Below are 13,616 nucleotides of genomic sequence, written 5' to 3'. Positions count from 1 at the left end.
TACAGCCTTAGCTCTCTAAGATTAGTACATTAAATATTGTGCTCTTAATTCCTTAAATTCCTCAAGTTCATCATTGTAACGGGAGACGATTTCATCAACACTGCGCCCTGATTCAATATAGTCTCTTACCCATCCATTTCCAACTAAAAGGTCAAAGAAAGAAATTCCTTTGCTGTCTTCTGCGCGGAATTGAAAATCATTCGGGTATAGATCATGAATCGCTTTAACTAAAGTGATTCCAGTTAGGACCGGTTGGAATAACTGACCATCCGTTACATGAATTTCTACACCATGAGATAGCTTCCCAGCGTGTTTTGAAGATGCAGGTATAAAGGATGCTGAACGAAACTTCACTCCAGGTAATGCCTCATCGTTCAGTTTCTTCGCTAATTCATCACCATTAATAAATGGAGCGCCAATTAACTCAAATGGTTTCGTCGTTCCTCTTCCCTCTGAAACATTCGTTCCTTCAATAAGCGCACTTCCTGGATAAACAAGTGCTGTATCTTTTGTAGGCATGTTTGGAGAAGGGAGTACCCATTCTAATCCGCTATCTTCATATGCCCAAGATCGTTTCCAGCCTTTCATTTCTACTACCTTTAAATCAGCTCCAATGCCAAATTCTTCGTTAAACAAGTTGGCCAATTCTCCTACAGTCATTCCGTGTCTTAGTGGAATCGGATATAATCCTACAAACGAGGAATAAGCCTGATCTAACACAGGACCTTCAACTTGTTCACCGCCAAGAGGATTCGGACGGTCTAAGACAACAAAAGGAATGTTGTTCTCTTTCGCTGCTTCCATCGCATAAGCCATCGTGTAAATGTATGTGTAGAATCGAGTTCCAACATCTTGAATATCAAACACGAGAACATCAATTCCTTCAAGCATCTCAGGAGTAGGTTTCTTTGTCGCTCCGTATAAGCTATATACAGGAAGACCAGTTTTGGAATCCGTGTAAAACTCAACATATTGACCAGCTTGTGCACTCCCTCTCACTCCATGTTCAGGGCCATACAATGCTTTCAACTCAATGTCAGGATGGTTGTATAGAACATCAACAATGCTGTTTAAGCTGCGGTCAATTCCTGTAGGATTCGTTATCAAACCTACATTTTTACCTTTTAGAACACTCATCTCCTGATCTAACAGTCTCTCAAAACCCGTTTTAAAGTTCTGTCTATGCTCGAAACTGTTATTATTATTCGTAGCTTGAGCACCCGGAAGTACGAAAGAAAACATCAGCAACAACGTTAAAAAGATTCCCCATTTTTTCATCTTCTTCTCCCCTTTTTAGTAGCTTAATCCATGACCAAATGGATAGAGAACACTATTTGCATCTTTAAAAATGGTAATCGGCAATTTCCCTGACGGGTTGTTCATGCCGAAGATCGTTTCTGCTGCAGCTCTAAAGCTAGCATCTCTAAAGCTGTATTGAGTGATATAAGCTGATATTTCAGGAAATGCCATAATATCGTAAGGATTTCTAATACCTACTGCGATTGTTTTTTCTGGAACTGCACTGATCACTTGATTCACCATCTGCATTTGAGAAGAAGATGGCAAGCGTCCAGAAACGTTAAACGTATATGTTCCGAGCACGACTAAATCAGCATTCCGTACTTTTTGCATTTGTTCTTGTGTTAAAGGCTGACCCGTTTTAATCAATTCAACTGATGAATGATGAGTAGACAAAGCTTGGTGAAGATTTTCGCTGTATGTGTTCCCCACTACTACAATGGATTTCTTTTCAGATTTGTTAACCGGCAGTATACCATCGTTTTTAACTAGCGTAATTGATTTTCTAGCCACTTCATTCTCTAAATCTTTATGGACTTTATTTCCTACTACTTCTTCAGCATGTGTGATTTTCTCATCTATTGGTGTTTCACTGACTTGTTTATAAATACCGCGTTTTGCTTTTAGCGTTAACAAGCGTTCAACAGATTCATTTATTCTTTCTTCTGTAATCTCACCTTTTTCAACAGCTTTGTATAAACCGTTAGCTACTTCTTCTAATCCAACAGGCATTAAGATGATGTCTGTACCCGCATTAACAGCACGAATTACCGCATCAACTGCGCCGAAATGGTCAGCGATTGCTTTCATATTTAATGCATCAGTAGAAATTACACCTTCAAATCCCATTTCTTTTCTCATTAAATTTGTTAATACCTCATGTGACAAAGTGGCAGGAAGAGCGATTTCAGTGCCATCCTTTTTAGAGATAACAGTGGTTGGGTCAATTTTCGGGAAAGTAACATGAGCCGTCATGATAGCATCAATCCCTTGATCCATTGCCTGCTGAAAAGGATAGAGTTCTACTTCCAACAACCTTTCTTTATCATGAGGAACAGAAGGTAGTCCTAAATGTGAATCTACCGCTGTATCACCATGCCCTGGAAAATGTTTAGCAGTCGCAGCCATTCCTGCACTTTGCAATCCCTTCGTATAAGAAGTTCCCAAGTCAGCAACAAGCTGAGGATCTCCACCAAATGATCGAACGCCGATAACCGGATTGTCAGGATTATTGTTTACATCTAATACAGGAGCTAGGTTCATGTTTATTCCAAGTGAGTGAAGCTCAGAGCCAATAGCATGTCCGACAGATTCCGCCAGTTCTGTTGATCTTGTAGCACCAAGCGCCATATTTCCTGGGAAATCGGTACCACTCTGCAAACGTGTCACAATTCCGCCTTCTTGGTCGATTGATATCAATAATCCGTAGTCTTCGTTAGCCATTTTATACGCATCAACTAGTCTAGTTGTTTGTTCGGTAGTCACTACATTCTCACGGAAAAGGATGACTCCACCAAGATGATATTTTTTCACGAGTTCTCTGATTTCATCATTCATTTCTGTTACGTTTTTTCCGTTCCACGTACGAAAATCAGGCATTAACATTTGTCCGATCTTTTCCTTCACAGACATCGATGCAATAGCTTTTGAAATAAGGTCGTATTTTGCACCTTCTTGCTTTATTAAATTTGCTTCTCCATCTTTCACATGAATTCCAATTCTGTCGAAAGATTTGCCATCTGTTACGACAATAAATGTTCTGCCATTCTTTCCACTTAGACTTACTACACCGTCATTATTAACGGAAGCTACAGTCTTGTTTAATGAACTCCATTTCAGGTTTTTTGTTACTTCAACATACGTTCCATCTTCACTTGCCCATAATGAGGTTAAATCGATGGAATCTTCCGAGATCACTTCAATAAGTTGCGGCATGTTTTGAGCAATGATTAATTCTGTTTCACCGTTCTGTTTGGCTAAAACAGAATTAGCTTTACCCAATCCTGCAAACATTGGGATGATTAACAAAGCAACTAATAAAAGATGACGAAACTTTATAATCTTCAATATTCATACCTCCTTTTATTTTTGGTAGCGCTTTCTTTCTTTGTCACTTTTCGGTAGAAAAAGTGCGGTTCCTGTCGTAAGGGGACAAAACAGAACTTAAGTCCTTCAGCCTTCTAGGACTAGTTGTCTATACCAGTTCTAAAGTGTATATTTTCAGGTATAAAAGACTTATATAAAAAAGCTTCATCCACTCTTGGACAAAGCTTACACACATTTATTTATATATGAAGAAAACGATCTTATTTCATTGTTTGAGTATAGGAAGTTTATTATGCAGATTTATCCATAAAATGCTTGCTCCATCTTTGGTTAAGCTATATAATTTTCTATGTCAGTAACAATTTGGGGGCTTAGCTCAGCTGGGAGAGCGTTTGGCTGGCAGCCAAAAGGTCAGCGGTTCGATCCCGCTAGTCTCCACCATACATAACCATAAAAACCCTTGAGGAATCAAGGGTTTTGTTTTTATTCATCTTTATTCTTTTTCCCTCTTGGATCTTGTTCCTCTGCAAATTCCGTTGCATATCGGAAGCCTGGTCTAAATCTTCTATGCTGTCTTTGATTTTTCTCCGTTCCTTTTATATGTTTAAGTAAGTATTGATGAACAAATACTTCTGTAGCGGTAATGATACCAGCTGATATCACACTTCCCCATGCAATTTGCAGATATCCATCTAATAAAATCGATCCAAATATCCAAACCACTGTATATGCCAATATAAACTCAGCCATTAAGGTGTTTGTTTTTCCGATACGGGGCAATAGAATCCGATCCGCAATGATATAAGTAATAACTGTTGTTGTTACAGCGAATGATACAATATCACTTATGGTTGCGTCGAAAAATAAATCTAAACCTATCCAGAAAGCGATTAGGCACACAATGAATTTCATGATGATGACTTTTGCTTGTTCCATAAAAAAACCTCCTTCTTCTGTTCTTAGTTTGCAACAAAAAAAGAAGGTTCATACTACATATGTAAGACGACCCCTTACATTTTGCAATGGATCTATTAGATTACTCCGAAACAGCTGGCACAATTGTTCCTTTTTCTGTTTGTTTTTTCACACTTGTACTTTTATCGAGCAAGCTGACAATGACAAAGACAGCAGCGGATAAAGGCAGGGCGTAGAACAAAGGATCGATGTGGGTCCAAGGAAAAGGAAGTACAGTTACCTTACCGATCAAAGCTTGAGATAAGCCAATCGCTGCAGCTTCTTTTAGATGTAAGAACAAGAATCCGATGATACTCACTGTAAAACCTGTAATCATGCTAGCAGTTGCAGCTGCTTTCGTTGCTCTTTTCCAATATAGTGCTCCAATAAGTGCTGGCAAGAATCCTGCAGCACAAATACCAAACCAAAAAGCAGTCGCTTGAGCAATAATTCCTGCCGGTAGTAAATAGGCTAAGATGACAGCCGCGATCACACCAACAACTACTCCGATTCTTGAAGGGTTAAGCTTAGATCCGAAAAGAGATTGAACACCAAGAGTCTTTAATATATCTTGGCCGAAAGCTGTTGCTTGAACGTGAATTAATGAACTGATTGTTGATATAGTGGCTGATAATAACGTTAAAGTAAAAAGATAAATAAACCAGTCAGGCATGAGCTGATTAATGAAAATCGGTATGATCAGATCAACATTTCCTTTAGCCGCAGTTAATGCAATTCCACCTGTATTTTCATAAAAGTACAGGTTGCTTAGTGGTCCGATTACAAATGCAGCACCTGTCATAAAGAAGATAAAGATTCCACCCACTAAAACCGAGCGATACAAAGCTCTGTCATCTTTTACGGTCATACATCTCATGGCAAGCTGAGGTTGCGCAAGAACACCTACGCCTACTCCCATAATGATCGTACTAACAATCGTCCACCAAAGCGGAGAACCAAATTCAGGCATGCTTGTCCAGCCTTGATGTCCTTGGTCAACAAGAGCTTGCGGCACGAGGTCCTTCATTGCACTTAATCCGCTGTGGCCTTCTATGATTCCGCCAACTGCTTGGTACGTTACAAATAAGAAGATAGCCATTCCGATCAACATAACAACTGCACCGAAAGCATCTGTATACATGACGGCCTTGATTCCTCCAGTAACTACATAAATCGCAATAATAGCAGCTAAAAGAATAAGTGCCAGATTGAAATTCATAGACATTGATTCTTGGAGAAAGCGCCCTCCTCCGATTAAAACAATGCTTGTATAAGCCGGCATTAAAATAAATATCATGCTTCCTGAAAAAACGGTAATAAATTTAGAATCATAACGTTTTCCTAAAAGAGTAGGAAACGTGGTAGCATTTAATTCTAATGAAAGCTTCCGAATTTTCGTTCCAAAAATCGCAAAAGCTACAAAGATTCCAAGGACAATATTAAGAAATGCAAGCCATAACAAACTAAATCCATGAGCTGCTGAAACTCCTCCAAATCCAACGATGGCAGAAGTACTTATAAAGGTAGCACCATAAGAAAGCGCCATGACTGCTGGATGAATGTTTCGTCCGCCAACCAAATAATCTGATTCTGTTACGGTCTTTTTGTATCCATAATATGCGAGCCATGACATGATCCCCATATATACAATAAGAATCGGTATTAAGACTGCAAAATTCATTATGAATCATTGCCTCCTTTATTCCACATGATTCCACCAAAAACAACACAGCCAATTGCAGAGATTACAGTAGCGATCCATACGAACGTTATTACACCGTCTTCCATTCCAAGCAAAACAATCTCCTCCTTACGTAATGTGGAAAGCATTATGAGGTTATTCAAGATGCATTTTGTTAGCGCTTACATTTTTATGTAGTTATTCTTTCCTTTCTTCCTCCCTTCAGAAATATTAGCTTATTAATATGTTTTCTTTTTATAAAACAAATCCCCTTTATTATTTAGAATTTTCTATATTTTTTCATCTGTAATATTCGCGAAATGTTTTTGTAACAATTATGAAACCCTTTTGATCATTACCTCGTCTAATAAGTAACAAGATGTATATGAGGGGGAAATAAGATTGAAGAAAAGGAATCGGATGGTGATTTTCGCAACAGCTGCACTATTGACCGTTGTGGTATTCAATTATAACGATTTTGAAAGTAAGGCTACAGCAACTGAGCAAAAGTTAACCATTAAAAACGAAGTATTAACTTCTGACAAAACAAAGGATTTTGTTGCTTCAAATCAAACTAAAGATATTAAAGGTGATGATATTCAAACATCATCTTCTGTAAATATTTCTATTCAACATAATTCAGAAGGTAAAAACCAAAAAAAAGACTTAGAAAAAAGTATTGAGAAAGATCAGTCATCCGTAAATTCACAAGCCAAAAAATCTGAAACGAAACCTGTTCCCATTCAACCTGTTGAAAACAAAAGTGTAACTCAACATAAAAAAGCTCAAGCACAAACAAGTATGCCAGATACAAAAGTAATTGATGGATACACGTATGTGAACTTAATGAATCGAGCAGATGAGAATTTAAAGCATTTAGTGAATATTGCTAAAAAACACGATGCTACTTTATATGCTATTGAATTTAGCGATTGTTTTGCGATGTTTGACAATAGCAGCAATCAGGCAATTATGATGTTTAGCACGGGTTCTCGATCAGTATCTATTGAAAAGGCAGAAATTCTATGTGATATGCATCCTTCTATCAAGAATCAGATTCAGGGTGTAATAGAAACGGGAGAAGAAACTGTAGTGGAAATTGGAGAACACGAAAGCTATCACATTTCAAAACACGGCGGGAATATTACAATCTCATTTTAGCGTATACAAAAAAGCCCAATTACGGGCTTTTTTTGTTGGTGCTTTTTTTCTTAACCTCATTTAGGGCTACTACTTTCAATGCCATCAGCTCTTCATCAGTAACTTTTTCTAACAGTTTTTCATACACAGCAATCTTTTCTTTTTCGTTCAAACCTTTGCTTACTTTCTCTCTAATACTAGCTAGTTCTTGAATGGAGTATCGATCAGAGATAAACGATACTGCTTCATTCTTTGTTTTAAAAGGAAGTTTCTTTTTAGGAACCTCACCTGTTTCAATATACTTCCGTATTTCCGGATCCTCCAAAAGTTTATTGATTTCTCCTTCATTTGAGGTTAATTCTTTTGATATTTCAATCATTGCTTTTTCAGATGCGTAATCCATTGTGTACAAATATCCTGCTACACCTATTACGATAAAAAACATCAAAACGACGCCTAACCACCATTTAATCACTCAATCACCCGCTCATTATGAGATACTACATTCATAACACAACTTACAAACTTTGGAAAGGACAAGCTTGCATTTTATGTTTAAATAAACACTTTACACTCGTTTAATTTCTGTATGCTATGATTTACCATAGAGGGATAATCTTAGAATTTCTGGAGGAATGTTATGTCTCGTCTTACCGATTATTTAGTCGTAATTTCTTTTGATTGTCTATCTTCTCTTGATTTTCCTTTGCTGGAGCAGCTTCCTCATTTTAAAGATTTCCTGCAGCGGGGTTCGCACTGTAAACATGTTGAAACGATCTATCCTTCTGTGACTTACCCTTGTCATACAACGATTGTCACCGGTAATTACCCGAAGAACCATGGGGTCGTTAATAATACGTTTCTTCAACCAGGAAGAGTCTCTCCAGATTGGTATTGGCACCGAAAACATGTGAGAGGGACAACTTTATATGATGAAGCTAAAACAGCGGGCATGAAAACGGCCGCTTTATTATGGCCAGTTACCGCTAGAGCAAATATTGATTATAATATGCCTGAGATTTTTGCGAACCGAAAATATCATCATCAAATTCCGGTTTCGCTTATAAACGGCAGCAAACGATATCAGCTAGATATGAACCGGCGATTTGGTCATTTGCGAAACGGATTGCATCAGCCAGAACTCGATGATTTCGTGTTAGCGTCCACTGTACATACCATAAAAAATAAAAAACCACAGCTTTTACTTGTGCATTTCGTTGATCTGGATTCACAGAGACATTATCATGGCTTTTCTTCAAAGGAAGCAATGGATGCTCTAAAACGACATGACAATCGTCTTGGAAAAATCGTTCAAGCCTTAAAGGAAGCTGATATTTACGATGACACAACAATCGCTGTCTTGGGTGACCACAGTGCTTTAGATGAATACAAAGCGATTAAACTCAACGTTCTGTTCAGAGAGCATCACTTACTTGAAGTCGATACAAAAGGCCTGTTGAAAAATTGGAAAGCCTATTGCAAAAGTTGTGACGGTTCAGCATATATTTACGTAAAGAATTCTTCAGACACTCATACAAAGGAGGTAGTAAGGAGACTGCTAGAGAATTTAATAAGCAATGAAATAAACGGCATTGAAAAGATTTTTAGTCAGAAAGAAGCAGCGTCAATGGGTGCCGATGAGAATTGTTCCTTTATGGTAGAAGCAAGACGAGGTTTTTATTTTAACGAAGAATATGAAGGGACCTTATTACATGAAATAACAGATCGGGATGTAAGGGCAAAACGTTATACACACGCCTGTCACGGCTATTCTCCTGAAAAGGAAAACTATACGACTATTCTTATGCTAGCAGGTAAAGGTATACAGCAGGATGCAGTTATTCGTTCTATGCATCTAGTTGATGAAGGACCTACATTCGCAAGATTATTAGGTCTTAACCTAGGACAAACAGATGGACAGGTTATTGAGAATTTCTTAACGCTTTGATCTGTGAAATTTGCAATAGAAAGGACAAAAAACCTATGAAACGGTTTACGAAAGAAGAAAACAGCTGGATGTATTATGATTGGGCAAATTCCGCTTACTCTATTATTATCTCGACTGCTGTATTTCCTTTATTCTTTAAAGCGGCTGCTACGAAAGCTGGAGTAAGTCCATCTGATTCAACGGCATATCTAGGTTATACGATTGCCATCGCAACTTTTATCTTAGCGATGCTCAGTCCAGTACTCGGAACCATTGCTGATTATAGAGGACTTAAGAAAAAGTTCTTTACCTTCTTTTTTGTACTTGGTCTTATATCTACTGCTTCCTTGGCCTTTGTTCCAAGTGATCAATGGCTGCTTTTACTAGTCTGCTATACCTTAACTGCAATAGGTTCTAGTGGATCAAACGTCTTTTATGATGCCTTTATTACGGATGTAACCACTGAGGAAAGAATGAACAGAGTTTCGTCAAGAGGGTTCGGTTTAGGATATATCGGAAGTACAATTCCTTTTTTAATCAGCATCGCTATTATTGTATTATCTCAAAATGATGTGCTTCCGATCTCAACAACATTTGCTAGTAAAATTGCATTTTTGATCACCGCAGTATGGTGGGGGATTTTTACGATTCCTATGCTGAAAAATGTCTACCAAAAATACGGTATTGAACGTGAACCAAAACCCGTTCTTAATAGCTTTAAACGATTAGGGAAAACGATAAAAGAGATTCAAAAATACCGTGCTTTGTTTTTATTTTTACTTGCTTATTTCTTTTATATCGATGGAGTGGGAACGATTATTACGATGTCCACAGCATATGGCTCAGATTTAGGGATCAGTTCTACCAACTTATTAATAATCCTTTTTGTCACCCAAGTGGTTGCAGCCCCTTTTGCCATTTTATACGGAAGATTAGCAGAAAAGTTTACGGGTAAGAAAATGCTTTACGTAGGAATCGCGGTTTACATTATAGTTTGTATTTATGCGTATTTCCTAAAAACGACGTTAGATTTTTGGATATTAGCCATGCTCGTTGCCACCTCACAAGGTGGTATTCAGGCATTGAGCCGTGCTTATTTTGCGAAACTAGTGCCAAAAGAAAATTCGAATGAATTCTTTGGTTTTTATAACATTTTCGGTAAGTTTGCTTCCATAATGGGGCCATTGTTAATTGCCGTTACAGCGCAGGTAACTGGAAACTCATCGAGCGCAGTGTTCAGCCTAGTGATTCTATTCATCATCGGCATGACGATCCTTATGTTTGTACCAGAACCGAAAGTCGATTCTTCACATACAATCAGCGCATAGAAAAAACTGCTCTAAAAGGTTATCTTTTTAGAGCAGTTTTCTTTTTTCTTTAATCTTTATGCAGTCACTTCCCTGTTAGTATCTTTTACTCTATCCTTTTTAAAGTTAAATACAACAAAAGCTAATCCTGTAAAAGTAGTAAAGAACGTCAGTAATATCGTCATATTGTACACGGCAGCACCAAAATCATTTAACGTAATAACTGACTTAAACCCTGCGATTGAATAAGTAAAAGGCAAGTATTCGCTTATATTTCTTAAGTTTTCAGGCAGCATTTCAACAGGCAGATTAGCACCTGTTATAGAGAGCTGCATGATGACCAAACCTAATGCGATAAATCGACCTGCATTTCCACCGAGTGCAGCTAAAAATAATACAATTGAAGAAAAAGTAATGCTGACAATCAGTGAAAATAAAATTAAGCCGCCGGGATTACTCACGTTCACTTTTAAAACAAATAACACTAAGATCAGCAATAGTATCGTTTGAACAATAGCCAATGATACTAAATGAATAAACTTGACTAGAAACCAGCTGAAACTTGAAATGGCGTGTGGTTTTTTAAAGTTAATGAACAGTGACATGATTAAAATCCCAACAAATAATCCAAGTGTAATGACGTATGGAGCCGTTGAATCTCGATAGTGTTCGTATTCATTCACTTTTTTACTTTTCAGCTTCACTGGTGATGAAAACATATTAATATTATCGTTCTCTGTGTTCAAATTTCCCGTTTTCTCAGCACCTGACTTCAGACCAGAAGTAAGTTTTTTACTTCCTTCATTCAATTTACCTGCACCGTCATTTAACTTAGTTGCCCCTTGTGATAGTTTTCGCCACCCTTCATCCACTTTGCTGTTTCCATCTGAGATCTTTGCTGCTCCAGAATCTAATCTTGTAACGCCTGATATCAATTCATTCCAACCTTTATCAACTGCAGCGTTGCCATCTGAAATCTGTTTGGCACCTGCCTCAAGCTTCCCCGCACCTTGATGGAGTTTCGTTTGTCCTGCTACCAGCTGATTAAGACCATTATTTAAATCTACAGTCCCAGGAGCTAAGTTATTTGCGATACCATCTGCGACCGACACAGCCCCTTCATTCAAAGCTACTGATTTAGTTGATAAATTATTCAATCCACTTGAAATTTCATTCGCTCCATCTAGAATTTGCTGATAATAAGGTCCAATATTAACGGTTGGATTAGCTTTTTTATATTCTTCTAACCCTGCAACTAACCGTTCTGCACCAGCTGCCAATTTTGCAGATCCATCTTTAAGGCGGCCTGTACCATCTGCGACTTTTCTGCTTCCTGGTACCAATCTCTCGGCAACTCCCGTCTTTAGTTCTTCGCTGCCTGTTTCAGCTTTTTCTAGCCCACTTAAAATTTGAGAAGATCCACTTTTTAATGAAACGGTACCTTCATGAAGCTGCTCTGAGCCTTGAGCTAATTTATGAATATCACCTGATTTTCCATTCAAACTCTGAAGTAAGAGTCCTGTCCCGCTTTTAAGCTCTTTTGTTCCATTCGCAAGCTTTGTAATATCAGATTGTTTAGAAGTTACAGATGCTGCTAACTCGTTTGTGCCCTTATGCAACTGGTTTGTTCCATCCGAAAGCTGTGAAGATCCGTCCGCCGCTTTCCCAAAACCTTCTGATACGTCTCCTAAACTGGCAAACATGTTTGTTACGTATTTTTGAGTAATCGTATCAGCTAATTTTTCACGCATTCTTTGGGTAGCTGTTTCTGTCACTTTTGAAGCTAAAAAGTTCAGCCCTTCGTTTTGAATATACTCTAACTCAAGTTTTTTAGGATTAGGATCTAATACTGTTGTTACCCTTTCAGAAAAATCTTCCGGGATGATTATTGCCATATAATAATCGTTTCTCTGTAGTCCTTTCATAGCTTCGGTTGAATCTACGAATTTCCAACCCAAGTCCTTCCCTTTTTTCATATTAGCAACTAGATCCTCGCCCACATGAATAGCTTGATCGCCTGCTATTGCACCTTTGTCATTATTAACAACGGCAACTGGCAAGTTTGAGAGATGATCATAAGGACCCCACGTTGCAGATAAAAGAATGCCACCATAAACGACTGGAACGAGTAATGCCGCAATTATTGAAAATAAGATAGCTTTATTAGCAACAAGTTTTGCAAACTCAACAGAAAGTAGCTTACCTATATTCATTTAGATTCCCTCCAAATGTATGTATGACTTTAATGAATGAGTAGCCATTCATTTAATTATCATAATATTCAAATAATAAATAGAAAGCTAGTCATTCCTGAAAAACACATATTCTTTACTATGAACCCCTACACAAAAAGTAGTATTTTAAAAGATCTTCTAATAGGTACTAATGTACATAAGAAAAAAGATGACCTATTGAATCATCTTTTAATGTCTTCAATTAAGTTATTCAGTATTTTTTTTACTTCGGCTATTACTTGATCCCATTTATGAATCATTCGTTCGCTAAGTCCGATATGAAATTTCACTTCAAAAGGTTCAATTCCTATTAAATATCCTTTTAATCTATTACTTTGTTGATATAGAACCTGAAACAAATGAATATTATGAGGTGAAATATCCAAAGATTGCTGTTGATGCAAATCAGCTATTGGATACAATGATACTTGTCCAGGATCGGTTCCTGATACTGCTGCATCAATAACAATGACATAGGTGGCATCTTCAATCTGCCCGATGCAAAAATCAATGTCTGACTCTCCAGAAACATATTCTACGCCTGGCAATGGAAAGCTTCTTGAAAGTTCTTCAACGATATATATACCTAAACCGTCATCCATCATTAATTGATTGCCAATGCCTAAAATTAGTATCTTTTCCATCAGAACACCTTTATTGTTTTCATTTTTTTGCCTGGTGTGTAGACATGTGTAGCACATGACATACATGGATCGAACGATCTGAGAATCCTTCCAATTTCAGCTGGATGTTCAGGATCCTGAATCGGAGTGCCGATCAATGCTTCTTCAGCCACTCCCCTGTAGCCTTGATCATCACGAGTTGAAAAATCCCAAGTAGAGGGTGTAATAATCTGATAGAATGAAAGCTTTTTGTTTTGTATCTTAAGCCAATGTCCTAATGCACCTCTTGTTGTATCGACTAAACCTCTGCCCGCAGCATTTTCAGGCAGCTCATATTTTTGCTGAGTATCAATCCCTGGAACGATCTCTGTTAATAATCTTTTCATAATTTCAGCGATCTTTTTT

The 13,616-nt window shown here is 37.7% G+C and carries 11 protein-coding genes and 1 tRNA gene; 4 read left to right on the top strand and 8 right to left on the bottom strand.

Annotation, left to right across the window (positions count from 1 at the left end):
- Positions 1-21: 21 nt before the first annotated feature.
- Entirely contained in the window at positions 22-1,278 is a 1,257-nt protein-coding gene (locus P8610_RS00060) for an exo-beta-N-acetylmuramidase NamZ family protein (protein ID WP_394602657.1), read from the bottom strand.
- Positions 1,279-1,293: 15 nt separating this feature from the next.
- Positions 1,294-3,312 (bottom strand): beta-N-acetylhexosaminidase, encoded by a 2,019-nt coding sequence (nagZ, locus tag P8610_RS00055; protein ID WP_394603083.1) that lies wholly within the window; start codon positions 3,310-3,312, stop codon positions 1,294-1,296.
- Between the two features lie 398 nt (positions 3,313-3,710).
- On the opposite strand from nagZ, the gene P8610_RS00050 reads away from it, so the two are divergent.
- Positions 3,711-3,786 (top strand) — tRNA-Ala (locus P8610_RS00050).
- Between the two features lie 42 nt (positions 3,787-3,828).
- On the opposite strand, the gene P8610_RS00045 is transcribed toward P8610_RS00050, so the two are convergent.
- Both P8610_RS00045 and P8610_RS00040 read right to left on the bottom strand, forming a co-directional pair.
- The gene (locus P8610_RS00045) at positions 3,829-4,281 is read right to left on the bottom strand and encodes a YndM family protein (protein ID WP_394602656.1); all 453 of its coding nucleotides are present in this window, start codon (positions 4,279-4,281) and stop codon (positions 3,829-3,831) included.
- Between the two features lie 100 nt (positions 4,282-4,381).
- Positions 4,382-5,980 carry a sodium:solute symporter family protein gene (locus P8610_RS00040; protein WP_394602655.1) on the bottom strand — a complete coding sequence of 533 codons (1,599 nt, stop codon included), beginning with the start codon at positions 5,978-5,980 and terminating at the stop codon, positions 4,382-4,384.
- A 402-nt stretch (positions 5,981-6,382) separates the two neighbouring features.
- Here P8610_RS00040 and P8610_RS00035 point away from each other — a divergent pair, with 402 nt between their 5' ends.
- Complete coding sequence (locus P8610_RS00035) at positions 6,383-7,141, top strand: hypothetical protein (protein ID WP_394602654.1); 759 nt, start codon at positions 6,383-6,385, stop codon at positions 7,139-7,141.
- Between the two features lie 19 nt (positions 7,142-7,160).
- Here P8610_RS00035 and P8610_RS00030 read toward each other — a convergent pair whose 3' ends face one another.
- Positions 7,161-7,595 (bottom strand): hypothetical protein, encoded by a 435-nt coding sequence (locus tag P8610_RS00030; RefSeq protein ID WP_394602653.1) that lies wholly within the window; start codon positions 7,593-7,595, stop codon positions 7,161-7,163.
- Positions 7,596-7,760: 165 nt separating this feature from the next.
- Between P8610_RS00030 and P8610_RS00025 the strand changes: the two genes are divergently transcribed.
- Positions 7,761-9,068 (top strand): alkaline phosphatase family protein, encoded by a 1,308-nt coding sequence (locus tag P8610_RS00025; protein WP_394602652.1) that lies wholly within the window; start codon positions 7,761-7,763, stop codon positions 9,066-9,068.
- Between the two features lie 35 nt (positions 9,069-9,103).
- Positions 9,104-10,375: an MFS transporter gene (locus P8610_RS00020; protein ID WP_394602651.1), complete on the top strand. Its 1,272-nt coding sequence runs from the start codon at positions 9,104-9,106 to the stop codon at positions 10,373-10,375.
- Between the two features lie 56 nt (positions 10,376-10,431).
- Here the strand turns inward: P8610_RS00020 and P8610_RS00015 are convergent, their stop codons facing one another.
- From P8610_RS00015 to P8610_RS00005, 3 genes are all read right to left on the bottom strand, one after another.
- Positions 10,432-12,567, bottom strand: coding sequence for a YhgE/Pip family protein (locus P8610_RS00015; RefSeq protein WP_394602650.1), 2,136 nt, complete (start codon positions 12,565-12,567; stop codon positions 10,432-10,434).
- Between the two features lie 203 nt (positions 12,568-12,770).
- Positions 12,771-13,232 carry a hydrogenase maturation protease gene (locus P8610_RS00010; protein WP_394602649.1) on the bottom strand — a complete coding sequence of 154 codons (462 nt, stop codon included), beginning with the start codon at positions 13,230-13,232 and terminating at the stop codon, positions 12,771-12,773.
- Positions 13,232-13,616: nickel-dependent hydrogenase large subunit (locus P8610_RS00005; protein ID WP_394602648.1), on the bottom strand; the 385-nt coding region annotated here is incomplete at its 5' end. The genes P8610_RS00010 and P8610_RS00005, both read right to left, overlap by 1 nt.

This window comes from Fictibacillus sp. UD (assembly GCF_043558025.1).
GTDB lineage: Bacteria > Bacillota > Bacilli > Bacillales > Fictibacillaceae > Fictibacillus.
This window is presented reverse-complemented; position numbering and strand designations above follow the sequence as displayed.

Bases quoted from the DNA above. Each gene is read 5' to 3' on its own strand.
- nagZ (WP_394603083.1), bottom strand. From the start codon at position 3,312: ATGTTTGCAGGATTGGGTAAAGCTAATTCTGTTTTAGCCAAACAGAAC.
- P8610_RS00010 (WP_394602649.1), bottom strand. From the start codon at position 13,232: ATGGAAAAGATACTAATTTTAGGCATTGGCAATCAATTAATGATGGAT.
- P8610_RS00020 (WP_394602651.1), top strand. From the start codon at position 9,104: ATGAAACGGTTTACGAAAGAAGAAAACAGCTGGATGTATTATGATTGG.
- P8610_RS00025 (WP_394602652.1), top strand. From the start codon at position 7,761: ATGTCTCGTCTTACCGATTATTTAGTCGTAATTTCTTTTGATTGTCTA.
- P8610_RS00015 (WP_394602650.1), bottom strand. From the start codon at position 12,567: ATGAATATAGGTAAGCTACTTTCTGTTGAGTTTGCAAAACTTGTTGCT.
- P8610_RS00060 (WP_394602657.1), bottom strand. From the start codon at position 1,278: ATGAAAAAATGGGGAATCTTTTTAACGTTGTTGCTGATGTTTTCTTTC.
- P8610_RS00045 (WP_394602656.1), bottom strand. From the start codon at position 4,281: ATGGAACAAGCAAAAGTCATCATCATGAAATTCATTGTGTGCCTAATC.
- P8610_RS00040 (WP_394602655.1), bottom strand. From the start codon at position 5,980: ATGAATTTTGCAGTCTTAATACCGATTCTTATTGTATATATGGGGATC.